This is a genomic window from Prosthecobacter sp. (genome assembly GCF_044222565.1).
In the GTDB taxonomy this organism is placed as follows: domain Bacteria; phylum Verrucomicrobiota; class Verrucomicrobiia; order Verrucomicrobiales; family Verrucomicrobiaceae; genus Prosthecobacter.
In genome coordinates this window covers 346,920-364,295 of the sequence record NZ_JBGANA010000005.1, presented here as the reverse complement: position 1 = coordinate 364,295, position 17,376 = coordinate 346,920, and the positions used below count along the sequence as shown (strand labels likewise).

The following is a 17,376-nucleotide window of genomic DNA, read 5'->3' as shown; positions in this document are numbered from 1 at the left end:
CATCAATGCGCGGATCCTGCGGATGGGTGAGCACGTATTGCGTCTGGCAGGGGAGTGCCAATTCCGGCGCAGAAGGACGCAGAAAGAGGGAAGCGATCTGCGTTTAAAGTTGCATATCTAATGCATGTTTGAAACCAAACCCGATATCACCGGCCGCGCCGAGATTGAAACGCTGGTGAACACTTTTTACGATCGCGTCCGCACCGACGAGGTGCTGGGCTTCATCTTCAACGACGTGGCGCGGACCAACTGGACGACGCACTTGCCGAAAATGTACGCCTTCTGGGAGACCGTGCTGTTTCGCACGGGCGGTTTCACGGGAAACCCCATCGCCGCTCATGCGAAGCTGGTGCCGCAGACGGAGATGGGACGTGCGCAGTTTGACCACTGGCTGCAGCTTTTCCGCGGCACGGTGGACGACCTCTTTTCCGGGGAGCGGGCGGAGCACATCAAAAACTGCGCGGCGGACATGGCGAACGTGATCTACGCGCGCATCAACCACGTCCCTGATCCGCGTTTCGATCCCTCAAACTTGACGCCGGAGCAGCGCGAGCGCTATGCACGTTACAAGCCCCAGCCAGCCGCATGAGCCAGTTTCCCGCCTGCAAACATAAGAAACACCGCGCCACCGGACCGCGGCGTCAGGGGCTGCGCTGGCTGGCGGCAGAGCCGTACCGCGTCTTCTTTTTCAGCGGCGCAGTGTGGAGCATCATCGGCGTGGCGCTGTGGCCGCTGTTTTATGCGCAGCAGATTGGATTCTACCCGGGCCTGGTGCATGCGCGACTCATGATCGAGGCCTTTGGTGCGGCTTTCGTGGTGGGCTTTCTGGGAACGGCGGGGCCGCGCATGGCCACCGCGCCGAAGCTCACCCCGCTGGAGCTGGGCTGGCTCCTTGCGCTGCATCAGGCCTGCGGCATCTGCCATCTCACGCTGCGTATGGCGTGGGGAGATGTGTGTTTCATCGCGCTGCTGTGTTCTCTGCTTCTGTGCCTGATGGTGCGGGTGGTGAAGTTTCGCAAAGAGGCGCCACCGCCGCAGCTGCTGCTGGCGCTCACCGGTTTGATCTGCGGCATCGCAGGCGCTTTGCTGCTGCTGTCAAATGCGACGCAGCTGGATCTGCAGCGCCTGCGGCTTGCCAATCTGCTGCTTTATCAAGGGCTGCTGCTGCCGCCGGTGCTGGGCATCGGTGCCGTTGTGTTTCCGCGCATGCTCGGCGGTGATTTCGGCGATCCCAAAACAGCGGCGCAGAGCCGCGCCAAGCTCATCCGCGCTCTGGTGGCGGCGCTGGCAGTGGTGGCAAGCTTCTTCCTCGAGTCCGGAGGTTTTGTCCTCGCGGGTTATGCACTCCGCACCCTAGCAGCCGCGGCGTATTTGCTGGTGGAAGTGCACTGGCGGAGACATCAGAGCGGCACTCTCACCACGGGTTTGATTGGGTCGCTCATTCTGGGCGGGCTGGGACTGGCGTTGGCAGGATTCTTTTATGTCCAGCACGTGAGCGTAGAACACCTTCTGTACATCGGCGGCTTCGGCATGCTCATGCTCGTGGTGGGCAGCCGGGTATTGTTTGGCCACAGCGGCGATCTCGAAGGCTTCTTTGTGAAAAGCAAATGGGTGCGCTTTCTGGTGTTTCTCGGCGTGCTGGCCGCCATCACCCGTGCCACACCAGCGTGGGCACCTTCCACGACGGTGTCTCATCACATCTATGCCGCGATCACGTGGGCGCTGCTGGCGCTGTTTTGGCTGCTATGGCACCGTCGGCGGTTTGTGAAGCGGGATGAGGAGGAGTGAGGCAGCAGGACGCTCCGCAAAATCAGCACAGCATTCCCCACGGTCAGAAGCGAAGGCAGACGTGTTTTTCGGTTTACTCCGGCATGAATGCAGCGCTGAGCAATCCCGAGTGGTCGAAGGTGGAGTCGATGGCCTACGATGGCTTTGATGAACGGCCGTTTCTCGTCTTCTGGGAGATCACACGGGCCTGTGCGCTGGCATGCAGGCACTGCCGGGCGGAGGCGCAGTCTCACCGGCATCCGGATGAACTGAAACGCGAGGAGGCGAGCCGCCTCATCCGCCAGCTCGCAGAAATGAAGCCCCCCATGCTCATCCTCACAGGTGGTGATCCTCTCATGCGCACAGATGCGCTGGACCTGGTGCGCGAGGCCACGGCGGCGGGGCTGCACGTGGGCCTGAGCCCCTCAGCCACGGCGCGGCTCATGAATGCGGACTTTGCCGAAATCAAAGCCGCAGGGGTGCAGCGCATCTCGCTGAGCCTGGACGGCGCCTGCCGGGAGACGCACGATGCTTTTCGCGGTGTGGAGGGCACCTTCAACCGCACCATCGCCGCCGTGCACCGCGCCCATGCCGCTGACCTCAGCGTGCAGATCAACACCACGCTCACGCGCGGAAATCTGCGCGAATATGAGGCCTTCAAAAAGCTCATGTTTGAGCTGAAGCCCGCCATGTGGAGCGTTTTTCTGCTGGTGCCCACCGGCCGCGCGGGGATCGCGGACCTGCCCGATCCGCAGGACATTGAGCAGGTGTTTCAAGACATGGCTTCGCTGGTGGGAAAAGCGCCGTTTGCCATCAAGACCACGGAGGGCCACCACTTCCGCCGCGTGCTGATTCAGAAGCATGGCGCGGGCGACAGGCAGCGCCCGGGCATGCGCTCGCCGCTGGGTATCCGCGACGGGCGGGGCGTGATGTTCATCTCTCACACGGGCGTAGTCTCCCCCAGCGGCTTTCTACCTTTTGACTGCGGCAATGTGCGTGAAGAGCACCCAGCGGAGATCTACCGGCATCATCCCCTCTTCGTCTCCCTGCGTGACAATGATGCGCTGAGTGGGAAGTGCGGCCGGTGCGAGTTCCGCACCGTCTGTGGCGGCTCCCGGGCACGCGCGTATGGCGTCACGGGCGATCCCTTTGCAGAGGATCCGGCGTGTGTGTATCAGCCGAGGCTGGCAGGTGTAGCACTGGGCTGAGCAGGCAACACCAACCCATCACAGCGCAGGCGGCGTCCACTCCGGAATGCCACCTGCCTTGGCCTGCTTGTCATACGCCTCCCAGAAGGGACGTGTGGGAGACATGGGTGCGGTTTCATTCACCATGAGCGGGCGGGCCTCTTTCCAGTAGGCCTCATAGGCGGCGCTCATTTTCTGCACGACGTCGGGGTGGTCGGCGCTGACGTCGGTTTTCTGGTAGGGGTCGGCCTCCAGGTCATAGAGAGCACCCTTGGTGGGCTGAGCGGTGGCGGCCTGCTGTTTCTTCCTGGCATTGCCCTGCCCCCCCCGCGGCCCTACAAAACGGAAGCGCTGATTGCGCACGCCGTAGTTGATAAACTCCTGCGTGTTGGGCTCCGTGCCGGTGGGCCAGCGGGCCACATGGGTGAAGAGGAAGCGGTCCTCCCAGTTGCCAGCTTTGTCTTCGATGAGTGGCAGGAGGCTGCGGCCCTCCACCTGGTTTTTCGGCAGCTCGGCATTGGCCAGCGCCGCGAAGGTGGGCAGAAGATCGATGTGAGCGGCAATGGTCTTGATGTCACGCCCGGGGGTGATGTGGCCGTCCCAACGGATGAACAACGGCACACGAACACCACCTTCATCGGTGGAGCCTTTCAAGCCCACCTGATCGCCATTGAAGAAGGGATAGCCGGGAATGATTTCCTTGCCTCCGACGGCCGCTCCAGGCCCCCCGCCCGTGGTGCCATTGTCTGACATGAAGATGACCACCGTGTTCTTGTACAAGTCCCACTCCTTCAGCTTTTCCGCCAGACGGCCCATGTTTTCATCAATGTTTTCGATCATGCCGTAGAAGCCGGCCTGCTCTTTGGCAAAGCCAAGATCGGTGAAGCGCTTCGCATTTTTTTCCGGTGCGATGAAGGGGCCGTGCGGCGCATTGGTGGCGATGTAGGTGAAGAAGGGTTTGCCGCTGTCCTTCTGCTGCTTGATCCAGCCGAGAGCAGCGGTGAAGAAGACATCCGTGCAGAAGCCGTGAGTTTTCACGAAGCGGCCGTTGTGTCGGATGGCCGGATCCATGTACTTGTTGTCCGGCGCATCGGCGCAGGAGCAGTCATAGGCCTGACCAATGCCGCCCGCGCCGTGGATGAAAGCTTCGTCAAAGCCGCGCTGATTGGGCTGATAGGCGTCTTCATCACCGAGGTGCCATTTGCCGAAAATGCCGGAGGTGTAGCCCGCGGTTTTGAGAACCTGCGGAAGAATGGTGGCATTCAGAGTCATGCGCTCGCGCTCTAGAATGGTGTGCGTGATGCCGTTCTTCAAATCGTGCCGGCCGGTCATGATGGCACTGCGGGTAGGCGAGCAGGTGGGACTGACGAGGAAGCGGGTGAAGCGCAGGCTTTTGCTGTGCAGCGCATCGAGATTCGGCGTCTTCAGCCAGGGGTGGCCCACGCAGCCCATCTGCCCGTAGCCCTGGTCGTCCGTCATGACGAGAATGATGTTGGGCTTGCTGCCTGCGAGATCCGCAAAGGAAGGTGCAGCGAAGGCAAGGAGAAGAGTGAGGGCGAGTTTCATGGTCGGGAATGTGAGGACGCAAATACGGCGGGGCTCTTTCAAGCAATGCGCGTGTGAGAGCCTGCTCGGCTACTTTTTATACGGCTCGCGCTTCACCTCATCGATCACCGGCACGTCCTTGTTCATCGTTTCATAAGCGGCTAGGAGACGCTGCACTTCCTCGGGGTGCTCTGCAGCGACGTCATGCTGCTCGCCGGGGTCGTTCTGCAAATCAAACAGCTGCATCTTCGCGGCGGCATCGCCGGTGTTCAGGCCGGGAAAGGCGTCCAGGTTGTATTGCTCATACGGCGCCAGAATGGTGACTCCATCGGGCGCGCGCGGGTCCAGCCACTTGCCGTCTGCACCCGCCTTGAGCTTGAGCTGCGTGGCAGGCAGCACGTGCAGCTTCCACCGCGCATCGCGGATGTTGCCGAGTTTGGAATTGAGGTGGCCGAAGAGGAATTGGTGCGGTGATTTCGCCTCGCCTTTGAGAAGCGGCATGAGACTGCGGCCGTCCAGCACGCGGTCGTCTGGCATCTTCGCGCCGGTGGCTTCCAGCACGGTGGCAAAGAGATCCATGGTGATGGCCATCTGCTCGCTCACCCGCCCGCCTGATATCTTGCCGGGCCAGCGCGCTATCATCGGAACACGATAGCCGCCCTCCCATTGCGCACCCTTCATGCCGCGCAGGCCGCCAGTGCTGCCGCCGAACCAGGCGCCATTGTCGCTGCTGAAAAGTACCAGAGTGTTTTCATCCAGACCCAGCTCTTTCAATTTGGCCAGCACCTGGCCCACGCTCCAGTCGAGCTCCGCCACGGCATCTCCATATAAACCAGCCCCGCTCTTTTTGTAAAACGCCTCGGAAGCGGCGAGCGGCTTGTGCGGCATGGCATGCGCGAAGTAGAGAAAGAAAGGCTGCGCCTTGCTGCGCTCGATGAATCCTAGGGCACGCTCGGTGTAGCGGCGTGTGAGTGTGGCCTGAACGACGGGGTATTCGATGACCTGCGTATTCTCCAGCACCTGCACCGGACGCATGTCGTTGGAATACGGGATGCCATAATACTCATCAAAGCCGCGCTCCGTGGGGAGAAAGCCCGCTTTGTGACCCAGATGCCACTTTCCCACCATGCCCGTGGCGTAACCGGCCGACTTCAGCACCTGAGCCAGCGTGACCTCTTTCTCCGGCAGGTGCAGCGCATCCGCCGCAGCACCGCCATCCGGCGCGGGATTCTGGGTCATGCCGCAGCGGAAAGGGTAGCGCCCCGTCATCAGAGCGGCCCGCGTGGGCGCGCAGAAAGGAGCCGGACAGTTGAACTGGGTGAGCCTCGCGCCCTCCGCCGCCATCTGGTCGAGGTGCGGCGTCTTGATCTGCGGATGGCCGTAGCAGCAGAGATCGCCGTAGCCGAGATCATCGGCCAGAATGATGACGATGTTCGGCTGCTTCGCCACCAGTGACGACGCGGCGAGGAACGACAAAAGCAGGAACGAGAGAATCTTCATGGCGGGACAAATACGCCTGTCACTTCCCTGCTTTTTGCGGGTAATCAGCACCCGACAGGCTCTTCTCCACCGAAGCTTTCCAGGCATTGAGTTCCGCGGTCATTTTTGCCACACGTTCGGGCTCCTGTGCCGCCAGGTCGGTGGTTTCCTTGGGATCTTTGGAAACATCATACAGCAGCGCGGCGGCCATGGGCGCATCACCCTTCTTGTTCTTCTTGTTGCCACGGCCGGCCACGGGATTTGTGTGCAGCTTGTAAGGCCACTCCAGCAGAGCCGCGTGGCCGCCACCGTCACGACCGTGCGCCCAGAACGGAATCGCCTTGCTGCGCGTCTCGGTCTTGTGATCAAACAATGGCAGCAGGCTGATGCCATCCAGCGGCTGGATTTGATTCTGCGCCACAGCACCCGTGGCGGCGAGCACCGTCGGGTAAATGTCGAGCGTGGAGCAGGGCGTCTCGCTGACAAATGGCTGCGGTATGCGCGCCGGCCACTCGACCACGGCAGGCACGCGCAGGCCGCCTTCCCACAGCGTGCCTTTTTCACCGCGCAGGTAGCCGGTGGACTTCGGGCCCTCATGGCCGCCATTGTCGCTGTTGTACCAGAAGATCGTGTTGTCCGCGACCTTCAGCTCGCGCAAGGCCGCACGCAGCCGGCCCACGCTGCGATCCACGGCGGTGATTTCACCAAAGTAATTTTGCTCCTCTTCGGAGAGGCCGCTGTACAGCGCCTTGTCCGCAGGCAGTGCGATGTGCGGCACATGCGGGGAACCAAACCATACCACACTCAGGAAGGGCTTGCCCGCAGCGGCCTGCTTCTTGATGAACTTCAGCGCCTCATCCGTGGTGACGTCGGAGCTGTCGCCATGAAACTTTTCCGGCACGCCCTGGCGGCCCAGCACGGGATCGAGATCGAAGAAATTATCGGCGGAGACCCATTCATCGAAGCCCATCTTACCTGGAGAGAGAGGGTCGCTGGCGAGGATGGCGCGGCCGGGCATGTCGGTGGTGTTCTTGTCGCCATTCTTGCCATTGAGGTGCCATTTGCCGAAGTGCCCGGTGGCATAACCGGCGGACTGCAGCACCTTCGCCACCGTCAGTTCTTCAGCTCGGATGGGCGCGCCCGGATTGAAGGTGCCCATGCGGTCAGGGTGCCTTCCGGTCATGATGCTGGCGCGTGTCGGCGAGCAGTTGAAATGCGCGGTGTAGAATCGATTCAACCGCAAGCCGCTCTTCGCCAGCGCATCAAGATTCGGCGTCTTCAGCTCGGGGTGTCCGTTGTACCCGGTGTCTCCCCAGCCCTGGTCATCCGCCATGACGAGCACGACATTGGGTGGTGCGGCAAACGACGCATGCGAGATGAATAATGACGCAAGGAGCAGGAGATGTGTTTTCATGGATTGGGTGTGAATTCGTAGAGAGCAGCGCATCATGGTTTCTTCTTTTTCTTCTTCGCCTTCGCAGTCACCGGCGCAGCATCCGCAGGCAGCCATTTGGCGAGCTCGGCTTTCATAGCGGCGTGCTCGGGCATGCCCGCGAGATTCGTCCACTCATGCGGATCGGCCTGCTCATCGTAGAGTTCCTCGCCGCCGTTTGCATAGTGAATGTAGCGCCACCTCTCCGTGCGGATGGCATGATTGCCATCGTGCATGGTGCTGATGGCCGGGTGCTCCCAGGCGGCCTGCGGATCGGCGAGCAGCGGCTTGAGGCTTACCCCTTGCAGATGCGGCGGCAGCGGGAGCCCCGCTAGATCACAAAGCGTGGGATAGATGCCGAGGAAATCCACTGGGCGCTCGCACACGCTGCCTGGCTTTGTCATGCCAGGCACGCGCCAGATGAGGGGCGCTCGCGTGGCCTCCTCCCACAGCGTCGATTTGCGCCAGTGCTCCTTTTCACCGTGGTGCCAGCCGTGGTCGCTCCATAGACAGACGATGGTGCTGTCCTTGTGCGGGGATTTTTCCAAGGCATCCAGCAGCCGCCCCACCTGCGCATCGGTGAACGCAATGCATGCGAGGTAGGCGCGCACGCATTCGCGGTATTTGTTCAAATCACGAATCGCGGCGAACTCGCCGGCCTTTGCCATGATCACACCTTCTTTGGGAAGATCGGCGAGGTCATCGGTCTTCAGCTCTGGCAGCGAGATGCTTTCCAGTGGGAACATCTCGAAATACTTGTGCGGCGCATTCCATGGCAGGTGGGGCCGATGAAAACCGCAGGCGAGAAAGAAGGGCCTGTCATGCGCCTTGCCAAGCTGCGCCACGCCGAAGCTCGCCGTCTTGTAATCCACGAGCTCCTCTTCCGGCGAATCGAGCGGTGCGATGTCATTGCTGCCAATCATGAAACCATCCGGCGTCTTGCCGGGCTTTAATGACCAGTCTTTTTTATCGGCGTCCTTCTCCTCGCGTTCGCCGTCCTTCGCATACTCGTCCCACTCCTCCTGGCGCACCTTGCTGCCGTGGAAAATCTTGCCCTGGCCGAGGGTGCGGTAGCCCTGCGCATGCAAGTAACCTGGCAGCGAAGGCCGCTCCGCAGGCACCGCCACGCGCCAGTCCTCGCCATTGGTGATCACGCCCGTGGTGCTCGGCCGCAGGCCCGTGAGCAGCGCCGTGCGCGAAGGATTGCACAAGGCATACGCCGTGTAGGCCCGCGTGAAAGCCACTCCGGATTTGGCCAGGCGATCCATGTTCGGCGTCTTCGCCTGCGCCGACCCTGAGTAGCCCGTCCAGTCGCGCATGTCATCAATGGCGATGAAAAGGATATTGGGCCTGTCAGCGGCGAATGGTCCCGCTCCACAAAACAGCAGAGTGAACGTCGAGAAGATGGCGATGAGTTTCATGGCTGTGAAATTGTTCAGCGCAGCAGAGCGAGAATGCCCGCTGTCGGAGCCACGGCATGCACACCGTCCATGCCCGCATTGCCAAAATCAAAATGCTGGAGCGAGGCATCCATGATCTTGATGCCTTCTTCCATGAAGCCACCGCCAATGAGCACGATGCCGAGCTGAAAGCCGCGTTTGGGTTCTTCCGCCAGCGTGTAATGCTTCGGCGTCGAAGGCGTGGTGTGCGCATCGCTTCCCGTCCCCGTGTTGGGATCCGTCATTGGTGCGATGCTGTTGAGCGCAAAGGTTTGCGCCCTTTTCAGCGCGGCATCGAGCTTTGGCTCACGATACGCAGCGTTAAATTGCTGCAGCTCCATCAACACATGGACGGTGAGCATGAAATAACCGAGGATGTCCTTGTCCTTTGGATCATTGCCGGAGAGGCTGTAGTGCCAGAAGCCATCCTCCACCTGCGCAGGAATGATCTGCCCGTAAACGCACTTGTCCGTCTTCCGCTTGAGCCGCGCCGAGAGTTCCGGCGAGACCTCGCGCAACGCTTCGCTGAGCATCCCCGTCGCCATTGCGATTGCCGCGCTTTTGTTGATGATCGAGGGCTTCGTCAGTGGCTGCTTGGACTCGCCCGTCTTCACATCAATGTCCGCCGACCACCAGCCCTCTTCGCTCCAGGGGTATTCATCGAGCACCTTGCCGAGATACTTCAAATCCTCACCCCGCCCTCCCTCCTTGTGCAAAATGTACGCGACATTCGCGGTGTAAAATCCGAGCGCTGGCGGCCCCCCGCCGATGAAGACTTTGCCCGTGCCCGGTTTTTCCTTCTCCTTGATCGGCAGCACACCAAATTTCATCTCCCGCATGTCGTGCAGCACCCGGTCCGCCAGATTCAGCGCCGCCTTGCGAAAGCGCTGATCTCCGGTGAACTCAAAGGCCCGGTAGAACGCGAGCGCCTCTTCGCCGTCGCCCCCTTTGCCTTTCAACTCAGCGACGCTGCCGTCTTCCTTGAGCAGCAAGTTCAGATGCTTCGTCGTCGCCGCGAGCAGTCGCGTTTTGAAGGCAGGCACATCGGCACTCCAGACCAAACTCATCGGGAGTATAACTGCAGCGAGGACAATGAGTGCGGTTTTCATCGATGAAATGTGAGTCTTAATTCGCGGTGCGTTATTCACTCCTCCGCACTTTTCTTCTTTTTGCCCTTCGTGGCACCCGGCAGCTTGCGGCCTGTGGCGTTCGCCCATCGGATATAAGCCTCGCTCAATTCCTTGACCAGTTCCGGTCTCGCAGCGGCGAGGTCATTCAGCTCCGTGCGGTCGTTCGCCAGATCATAGAGCTCCCACTTCACCGGTTTGGCCTCGGTATCCCAGACGAGCTTCCATTCGCCATGACGCACGGCGCAGTTGCCGCTCCACTCCCAGCAAATTTCGGCAGGCTCAGGGCGTTTGCCGCCGTTCAGAATCGGCGCAAGGCTGTGGCCTTCGATGGGCGGCGTTTTTTCACCATGAATCTCAGCCAGCGGCTTCGCGGCAGCGACTTCGAGGCAGGTCGGCAGCACATCTATAATATGTCCCATCTGATTCGTCTTCGTGCCGGCCTTCACATGACCGGGCCAGCGTACGATGAAGGGAGTGCTGATGCCGCCTTCATTCACCCAGCTTTTGTAGCGGCGAAAAGGGGTGTTCTGCGCCCAGCCCCAGGATGGGCCGACGGCGGTGTAGGTGCTTACGATGCCCGGCTGCTGCGTGGCATCGCGACCCCCGGGTTCCTCCGTGCAGCCGCCATTGTCAGATAGGAACATGATCAGCGTGTTGTCCGAGATGCCGAGATCATCCAGCGTCTTCAGCAGGCGGCCGATGTTTTGATCCATGCGGTCCACCATGGCGGCATAAGTGGCCATGCGCAGGTCCTCCCAATCCTGATTCGCGCCGTCCCAGCCATAGGCTTTTAAGTCGGTGCCTGAAAGCGCAGGCATGTTGTCCCACAGGCCCATGGCCTTCTGCCGTTCGTAGCGCGCCTGGCGCATCGCCTCCCAGCCAGCCTTGTATTTGCCGCGATACTTCGCGATGTCTTCCGCCGGCGCATGCAGCGGGTAGTGCGGGCAGGTGAAGGCGAGGTGCAGGAAGAAGGGCTTCGATTCTCCGGTGAAGCGCTTGATGGTTTTGATCGCGTGATCAGTGAAGGCGTCTGTGGTGTAGTAGCCGGGCGGGAACTCTTTGATGAGTTCGTCATTGTGGCCAAACACCCGCACCTTGCCGCCCTTGGCATCGGGGTCCGGCTGCGCGGGGTTGAAGAAATTGCAGCAGCCGTCCATGAGGCCGTAGTATTCATCGAAGCCGCGATCAAAAGGCCGCTGCGGCGCCACGCTGCCCAGATGCCACTTGCCGCAGAGCGCGGTGCGGTAGCCCGCGGCGCGCATCTGCTCGCCCACGGTGGCGATGTTTTGAGGGATGCTGTTCCCGCTGTTGCGCGGGTACATGCCGGAGAGCAGGGACGCACGCGTGGTGGTGCATTTGGCATTGTTGTAAAACTGGGTGAAGCGCAGCCCTTCATCCGCGAGGCGCTGCAAGTTCGGCGTGTGGATCTCTCCGCCGTAAGGACTGATGCAGGAGAAGCCCATGTCATCCGCCATCATGAGGATGATGTTTGGCGGCGGGGCGGCGGCTTTTGCGGTAGGGGCTGCGGCGAACGCCACGAGTGCAATGAGGGTGAGCTTCATGATCGAAGTAAGTGGTCAGGGCGCATGCGCGGATTCGCGAATTTCGTGCAGCTTTTTCCAAATCTCCGCCTCAGGTGCCTGCGGCGAGAGGAGCAGGATGATCTGGGTCTTTTTGCTCTCGGGCAGCGGGCGCACATCGATCTCAAGGTTCAGCGTGATCCGGCGGCCATCAGTAAAAGTGTCGATGTAGGGCACCTTCGCGGAGAACTGGCCTGCTTTGTCGCGCGGTTTCACCTCGGCATTGAAGATGGCGGGATCAGGCTGCATGCCCTTTCCGCGGCCCACCATCGTGCTCAGTCCTTTGAAGTACTTGTCGAGAAAGTCCTTCAGCTCCTTCTCTTGGAGTTCCGGTGTGCCGTCGATGCAGATGGAGAGGGCGTAGGTGAAATAGTTGGGTGCATCCGTGCGGAACATGCCCGGCGAAAAGCGCGCCTCTTCATGACCCGTCCACGCAATGTCGCGTGCAAATCCCGGCGGGATGGGCAGGCGCTCAAAACGCCAGTCGGCAGGCCCGAACAGCATGGTGGGTGCGGGCTGCGCGCGCTGCGCCATGAGCGGAGCGGCGCAGATGAAGATTAAGAACAAGGCAAGATGTCTCATGGTTGGACGCGTGAGAACCAGGTCGCAGAGGATGCAGCCGCATCACTCATTTGGCCTGCTTTTGCTGCTGCATTTTCTTCTTCCTCTTCCCCTTTCCAGGTTTTCCGGCCTTGCCGTCGCCGCCATCCGTCTTGCCGGCGGCGGGGTTCAGCTCCGCCAGCACGGCGGTGAGCCGCGTGCGTGCGGCCTTGCTGGCCTCGGTATCAGCGGCGGGGAGCACGAGTTTTTCCACGAAGGGAGCATCGCTCATGTCAAAGAGCTCACCGCTTTCATTGAGCTTCCAGCCCTGGCTGCGCACGTACCATTTGGCGCCAAGCTGCACGTAGGCCCACTCTCGCGGCGAGCCTTTCTCCCCACGCAGCTGCGGGGCGATGCTGACGCTGTCGAATTCTACTCCCTCGGGCGCTTTGGCACCGGCGAGATCCAAAAAGGTGGCCTGCATGTCGGTGAAGTTGACAAGGTCGTTGTTCACCTTGCCGGCGGGTGTGACACCGGGCCAGCTGGCGATCAGCGGCACGCGGGCGCCTCCTTCCAGCATGGAGGCTTTTTGGCCATTGATCATGCGGCCGCCGATGGTGCAGGGGTGGTTCAGCGCGGTGCCATTGTCTCCGGCAAAGAGGATGAGCGTCTTCTCACGCAGGCCAAGCTTTTCCACCTCAGCCACAAGCGCGCCCACCTGCTTGTCCATGTAGGCGATGTTGTCATTGTAGAAGTCCGCGCCTTTGCCCGCGTCCGCGGCGGAATCAGGCGTGCGCAGAATGGGGCCGTGCACGAGGTGCATGGAGTAATATAGGAAGAAGGGGTGCTCCTTGTGCCGGTTGATGAAGTCGAGGCTGTAGGCTTGGATGATGTCGGGGTTGTACTCCTCCTTGGGGGTGTTGATGGTCTCGCCGTTTTTCTCGTAGCTGGTCTTCCAGTACCAGCCGCCGGCGGTGGGATCCGTGCAGTATTCGTCAAAGCCCCAGTCCTTTGGCGTTTCGCCCACCTGCCGCCATTTGCCGGACTCGCCTGTGGCGTATCCGGCCTGCTTCAGCAGCTTGGCCATGGGCTGCTCATCCGCGGCCCTTGCACCCGGGCCGCCATTGCGCCAGGAGCCATTGCCTATGCCGCCGGTGCGGAAGGCATAGCGCCCGGTCATGAGCACGCAGCGGGAGGGTCCGCACAGAGGCGCGGAGTAGCAGAGGTCAAAGCGAGTGCCGGAGGCGGCGAGTTTGTCGATGTTTGGCGTCTTGCGCGCATCGGAGCCATAGCAGCTCAGGCCGTCATGGCCGAGGTCGTCGGCGAGGATGAAAATGATGTTGGGCTGCGCCGCCACCGCGGGATGAACCAGAAGAGCGAAGCAGGATAGCAGGGAGAGAATCAAAGTCTTCATGTGACAGGCAGGACTGACGTTGGGGTAAGTTTCGAAGGCAGGTTCTTGAAGGAGTTATTTGCCGTTCTTCTCCGTCTTTTCTTTTGGCTTCACGATCATCTTCTCCGGCTCCTTGGATCCGGGCGGTTTTTCAGTGCTGATCTTCGCGCGCAGCTCCGGCGGGAGCCTGCTCTCATCAATCTTCGTGCCGGTGATGTCGATGGTGGCGCGCATGGTGGCGAAACCGGCGGGCAGGGCGGTGATGGGGCAGTTCTTCACCCGCAGCTGATTGACGATCTGCACCTTCCCGAACGACTCCGGCAGCGTGGTGAACGGATTGTCAGACAGATCGCACACACGCAGGCGCGTGAGGTTTGAGATGCTCTCCGGAATGCTGGAGATCTGGTTGTGCGCCATGTTGAGGTGGCGCAGCTCGGCAAGGTTGCCGATGGCGGCGGGTAGCTCGGTGAGGTAATTGCTTGAAAACTGCAGCTTCTTCAGCCGCGCCATCCCAAACACAAACGCCGGGATCGCCTTGAAGTCACAGTCGGTGAAATACATTCCCTCAAGCGCGTCCATCTGAGTGATCGCCTCGGGGATCTGGTGCAGGCGCTTGTTATGCTCAAAGTACATGAAGGAGACGTTGTCGAGCTGGCCCAGCTCGTCCGGAAGGGTGCTGAGGTCGTTCTGGTTCAGGAAGAGATGCAGATTCTTCACGCTTTTAAGCGGCACCTGCCTGCCTTCATCCGTGACAATGAGGCTGCTGATGCCGGTGATGTCCGTGAGGCCGGTGTCAGAAAGCAGCAGGGCGCGGTCGTCTTCCTTGAGGTTGTTCGTCTGGTCATGATGACTCGGCATTTCGACTCCCTTTTTAGCAACAAAGAGCGTGGGCGGATCTTTGGCGGCCAGTTCGCTCAGAGTCACGGCCTGTGCGCTGCCTACGGCAGACAGCAGAAGGAAAGCGAAGGCGGTCTTCATGGCTGGCTGCGAAACGTAGGCGCCGCCCCCATCTATCATTCGTCCGTGCTCAATCACCCTTGTCATCGCCATGCTCGTAAGTCTTCGGCAGGGTGGCCGTCCATGTGGCGAGTTGTTCGGTGAGGCGTTTGAGCACGTCTGGCTGTTTCTCCGCCAAATTAACTTTCTCGCCCGGATCGGTGGCCAGGTCGTAGAGCGTGACCTCGCCATTGCGGCGATGGGAGCCGTGCAGCTTCCAGTTTTCCAGCAGCAGGGTGGGATCGCTCCGCTCCGAACTGGTCTTCCAGAAGAGCGGCTTCGTGCGCACATGCACGCCGCCGAGCAGCGCCTTCGACGAATCTTCACCATCGAAATCCGCCGCACTGATGGAAATGCCCGTGATGCTGCAAAGTGAGGGCAGCCAGTCCGCACCGCTGATGACGGACTGATCATCCACACGCCCGGCGGGCACCTTCGCAGGCCAGCGGGCGATGAAGGGCACACACACGCCGCCTTCGAGATCGGTGTGCTTGCCTCCGCGGAAGTTTGGCCCGGCGTAGCCCATGGCATTGAGGCGCATCTCGTCGATATCGCTTCCGGCGGGGCCTTTGTTTTTTTTCCGCGGCTTGGCGTCCGCGCCTTCGGTGTCGCGCAGCGGCGCGGCGCCCTGGTCGCTTGAGAAAACTACGAGCGTGTTCTTGCGCAGGCCCAGCTCATCGAGCTTTTGCAGCAGGCGGCCGATTTCGGCGTCCATGGATTTCACATCCGCGAGGAACGCACGCAGATGGGCGGCAGGATCTCCGCCCAGCTTTTTGCACAGCGCAAACTTCTCCTGCATGACCGGTGTGAACTTTGACTCGTCCAGCTCCAGCGGACCAAAGGCATCCAGCACCGCCTGCGTGGGGTGGATGGGATGGTGCGAGATGTGATCCCAGATGTTCACATAGAACGGCTCACCTTTGTGTTTCTCGATGAAGCTGATGGCCTGGTCATACATCGGCGCGTCGCGTCCACGTCCGTCGTCCGACTGGCGGTGCTTGCCGGATGTACCCTGATCCGAGCCGATGACATCGATGCCATAGGTGCCCGGCTCCAGCACGGTTCCGATGTGCCATTTGCCAAAGTGGCCCGTGGCATAGCCATTCTTCTTCAGCAGCTCCGTGATGGTGACGCGGGTGCCAAAACCAAAGCTGGCAGGATACTTCTGAAACGTGGCGGGAAACTTGCCCGTCATGAGCCCGGTGCGTGCCGGGCAGCAGGTCACGCCCGTGGCGTGGAATTTGGTGAAGCGCGTGCCATCCGCTGCGAGCTTGTCGAGGTTGGGCGTCTGCGCATAAGGGTGGCCGTAACAGTGCGGATCTCCCCAGCCGAAGTCATCGGCGAGGATGAAAATGATGTTGGGCTTGTCCGCTGCGCCGCATGACAGCGATAGAGTCAAAGCCAGAGTCGCGAGCAGAAAGAGCTTCATGGTGGTGCGCGCGGAAACGAAAGAGACGTGGCGGATTATGCAGACAAACCCTCAATCCTCCTTGCCGCCCGAGGAGTCCGGATTTCTCGGCTCGTCGTGTTTCGGCAGCCACTGCTGCATGTCCGCTTTAATCTTGGCGAATTCGGACTGGGTGGCGAGGTTGGTGCGTTCGAGCGGGTCTTTGTCGTGATCGTACAATTCCTCCGCGCCGTCGGCGTAGCGGATGTAGCGCCAGCGGTCGTTGCGCAGGGCGTGGTTTTTAAAGCCGGAGGTGGTCAGGGCCGGGCGGTCCCACGGCGCGGAGGGATTTTTCAGCAGCGGCATCAGGCTCACACCTTCGACATCGGACTTGGCGGGCAGCCCGGTGAGAGCCACCAGCGTGGGGTAAATATCCAGCAGGCTGACGGGATGCGTGCACACCTGCTGCGGAGCGACGCCCGGTCCCGCGATGATCAGCGGCACATGCGCGGAGCCTTCGCGCAGGCTGCCTTTGGACCAGTTGTGCTTGTCGCCAAATTCGTAGCCATTATCTCCGCAAATAACGACGACAGTGTTCTGGCCGTTAGGCCCCTCGGTCAGGCCCTTCAGGATGCGGCCCACGCAGTCGTCCGCATAGCGGGAGGCGGCGAAATAGGCGGAGAGCAGCTCTTTGCGGCGCTGCACCAGCTCCGATTCTCCCTTGTGAATCTTCTCGCGGACTGAAGCCGGCACGGGTGCGCTTTCATCCGCGGCCAAATCGGGCACGGTGATGCGAGCGGGAGGGAAGAGATCAAAGTACTCCTGCGGCACATACCAGGGCGTGTGCGGCTTCACGATGCCGCAGGCGAGGAAGAAAGGCTCGTCATGCTTTTTCGTGAGGAACTCCACCGCCCATCCCGCGAGCTTCCAGTCCTCCATCTCGTCCCTGCTTTTGTACAGCGGGCCCCATGCATGCTTGCCGATGGCATTCAAGCCTTCGCCTTCAGGCGTGGGAGCGTGCTTCTTCTCTTTGCGGCCCAGGTCGATGCCCTCGGCCCAGATGCGTTTGCCCGCAGCGGCGGCGATGGCGGAGCTGAAGACCTTTCCGGCCCCCGCGAGATGATAGCCTTGATCGCGGAAATACGTCGGCAGCGAGATCCGGCTCTTCAAGAGGTGGTCTTTGGGCAGGTCATCCTGGCTGTTGTCATAGATGCCGGTGGTGGAGGGACGCAGACCAGAGAGAAAGGCCGTGCGCGAGGGATTGCACACCGGGGCCGCGCACTGTGCGTTGACGAAATTCATGCCCGTCTTCGCAAAGCGGTCGAGCTGCGGCGTCACCGGCTCCGGTGCGACATCCGTGCGGCCAGCGTAGCCGTTTTGATCGTCGAGCACGATGAGCAGAACGTTGGGCCTTGAGGGAGGAGCCGCCTGCGCTGAGGTCAGTGCAAGAAACAAGAGCGGGAGAAGAAGGCGCGATTTCATGATGGAAAAGAGAAAGTGA

14 protein-coding genes are annotated in these 17,376 nt (G+C 61.0%); 3 read left to right on the top strand and 11 right to left on the bottom strand.

Annotated features, from left to right (window positions below):
• The first annotated feature begins 124 nt into the window (after nt 1-124).
• The 3 genes from ACILSR_RS10120 (at nt 125) to ACILSR_RS10110 (ending at nt 2,975) form a co-directional block, all read left to right on the top strand.
• Nucleotides 125-589, top strand: coding sequence for a group III truncated hemoglobin (locus ACILSR_RS10120; RefSeq protein ID WP_395749644.1), 465 nt, complete (start codon nt 125-127; stop codon nt 587-589).
• Entirely contained in the window at nt 586-1,788 is a 1,203-nt protein-coding gene (locus ACILSR_RS10115) for an NnrS family protein (RefSeq protein WP_395749643.1), read from the top strand. Before ACILSR_RS10120 ends, ACILSR_RS10115 begins: the two co-directional genes overlap by 4 nt.
• Nucleotides 1,789-1,871: 83 nt before the next feature.
• A complete protein-coding gene (locus ACILSR_RS10110) occupies nt 1,872-2,975 on the top strand; it encodes a radical SAM protein (RefSeq protein WP_395749642.1) in 1,104 nt (367 codons plus the stop codon).
• An 18-nt stretch (nt 2,976-2,993) separates the two neighbouring features.
• Here the strand turns inward: ACILSR_RS10110 and ACILSR_RS10105 are convergent, their stop codons facing one another.
• From ACILSR_RS10105 to ACILSR_RS10055, 11 genes are all read right to left on the bottom strand, one after another.
• Entirely contained in the window at nt 2,994-4,520 is a 1,527-nt protein-coding gene (locus ACILSR_RS10105) for an arylsulfatase (protein WP_395749641.1), read from the bottom strand.
• Between the two features lie 69 nt (nt 4,521-4,589).
• Nucleotides 4,590-5,999 (bottom strand): sulfatase, encoded by a 1,410-nt coding sequence (locus ACILSR_RS10100; RefSeq protein WP_395749640.1) that lies wholly within the window; start codon nt 5,997-5,999, stop codon nt 4,590-4,592.
• A 19-nt stretch (nt 6,000-6,018) separates the two neighbouring features.
• Nucleotides 6,019-7,392, bottom strand: coding sequence for a sulfatase (locus tag ACILSR_RS10095; protein ID WP_395749639.1), 1,374 nt, complete (start codon nt 7,390-7,392; stop codon nt 6,019-6,021).
• A 32-nt stretch (nt 7,393-7,424) separates the two neighbouring features.
• On the bottom strand, nt 7,425-8,831 hold the full coding sequence (locus ACILSR_RS10090; protein WP_395749638.1) for a sulfatase: 1,407 nt from the start codon (nt 8,829-8,831) through the stop codon (nt 7,425-7,427).
• A gap of 14 nt (nt 8,832-8,845) precedes the next feature.
• The gene (locus tag ACILSR_RS10085; RefSeq protein ID WP_395749637.1) at nt 8,846-9,958 is read right to left on the bottom strand and encodes a hypothetical protein; all 1,113 of its coding nucleotides are present in this window, start codon (nt 9,956-9,958) and stop codon (nt 8,846-8,848) included.
• 35 nt (nt 9,959-9,993) lie between these two features.
• The gene (locus ACILSR_RS10080; protein WP_395749636.1) at nt 9,994-11,541 is read right to left on the bottom strand and encodes an arylsulfatase; all 1,548 of its coding nucleotides are present in this window, start codon (nt 11,539-11,541) and stop codon (nt 9,994-9,996) included.
• Nucleotides 11,542-11,556: 15 nt separating this feature from the next.
• Nucleotides 11,557-12,141, bottom strand: coding sequence for a hypothetical protein (locus ACILSR_RS10075; protein WP_395749635.1), 585 nt, complete (start codon nt 12,139-12,141; stop codon nt 11,557-11,559).
• Nucleotides 12,142-12,187: 46 nt separating this feature from the next.
• Nucleotides 12,188-13,513, bottom strand: a complete 1,326-nt coding sequence (locus ACILSR_RS10070) for a sulfatase-like hydrolase/transferase (protein ID WP_395749634.1) — start codon at nt 13,511-13,513, stop codon at nt 12,188-12,190.
• Nucleotides 13,514-13,567: 54 nt separating this feature from the next.
• Nucleotides 13,568-14,470: a leucine-rich repeat domain-containing protein gene (locus tag ACILSR_RS10065; protein WP_395749633.1), complete on the bottom strand. Its 903-nt coding sequence runs from the start codon at nt 14,468-14,470 to the stop codon at nt 13,568-13,570.
• A 49-nt stretch (nt 14,471-14,519) separates the two neighbouring features.
• Nucleotides 14,520-15,917 (bottom strand): sulfatase, encoded by a 1,398-nt coding sequence (locus ACILSR_RS10060; protein WP_395749632.1) that lies wholly within the window; start codon nt 15,915-15,917, stop codon nt 14,520-14,522.
• A gap of 51 nt (nt 15,918-15,968) precedes the next feature.
• On the bottom strand, nt 15,969-17,357 hold the full coding sequence (locus ACILSR_RS10055; protein ID WP_395749631.1) for a sulfatase: 1,389 nt from the start codon (nt 17,355-17,357) through the stop codon (nt 15,969-15,971).
• Nucleotides 17,358-17,376: the final 19 nt, after the last annotated feature.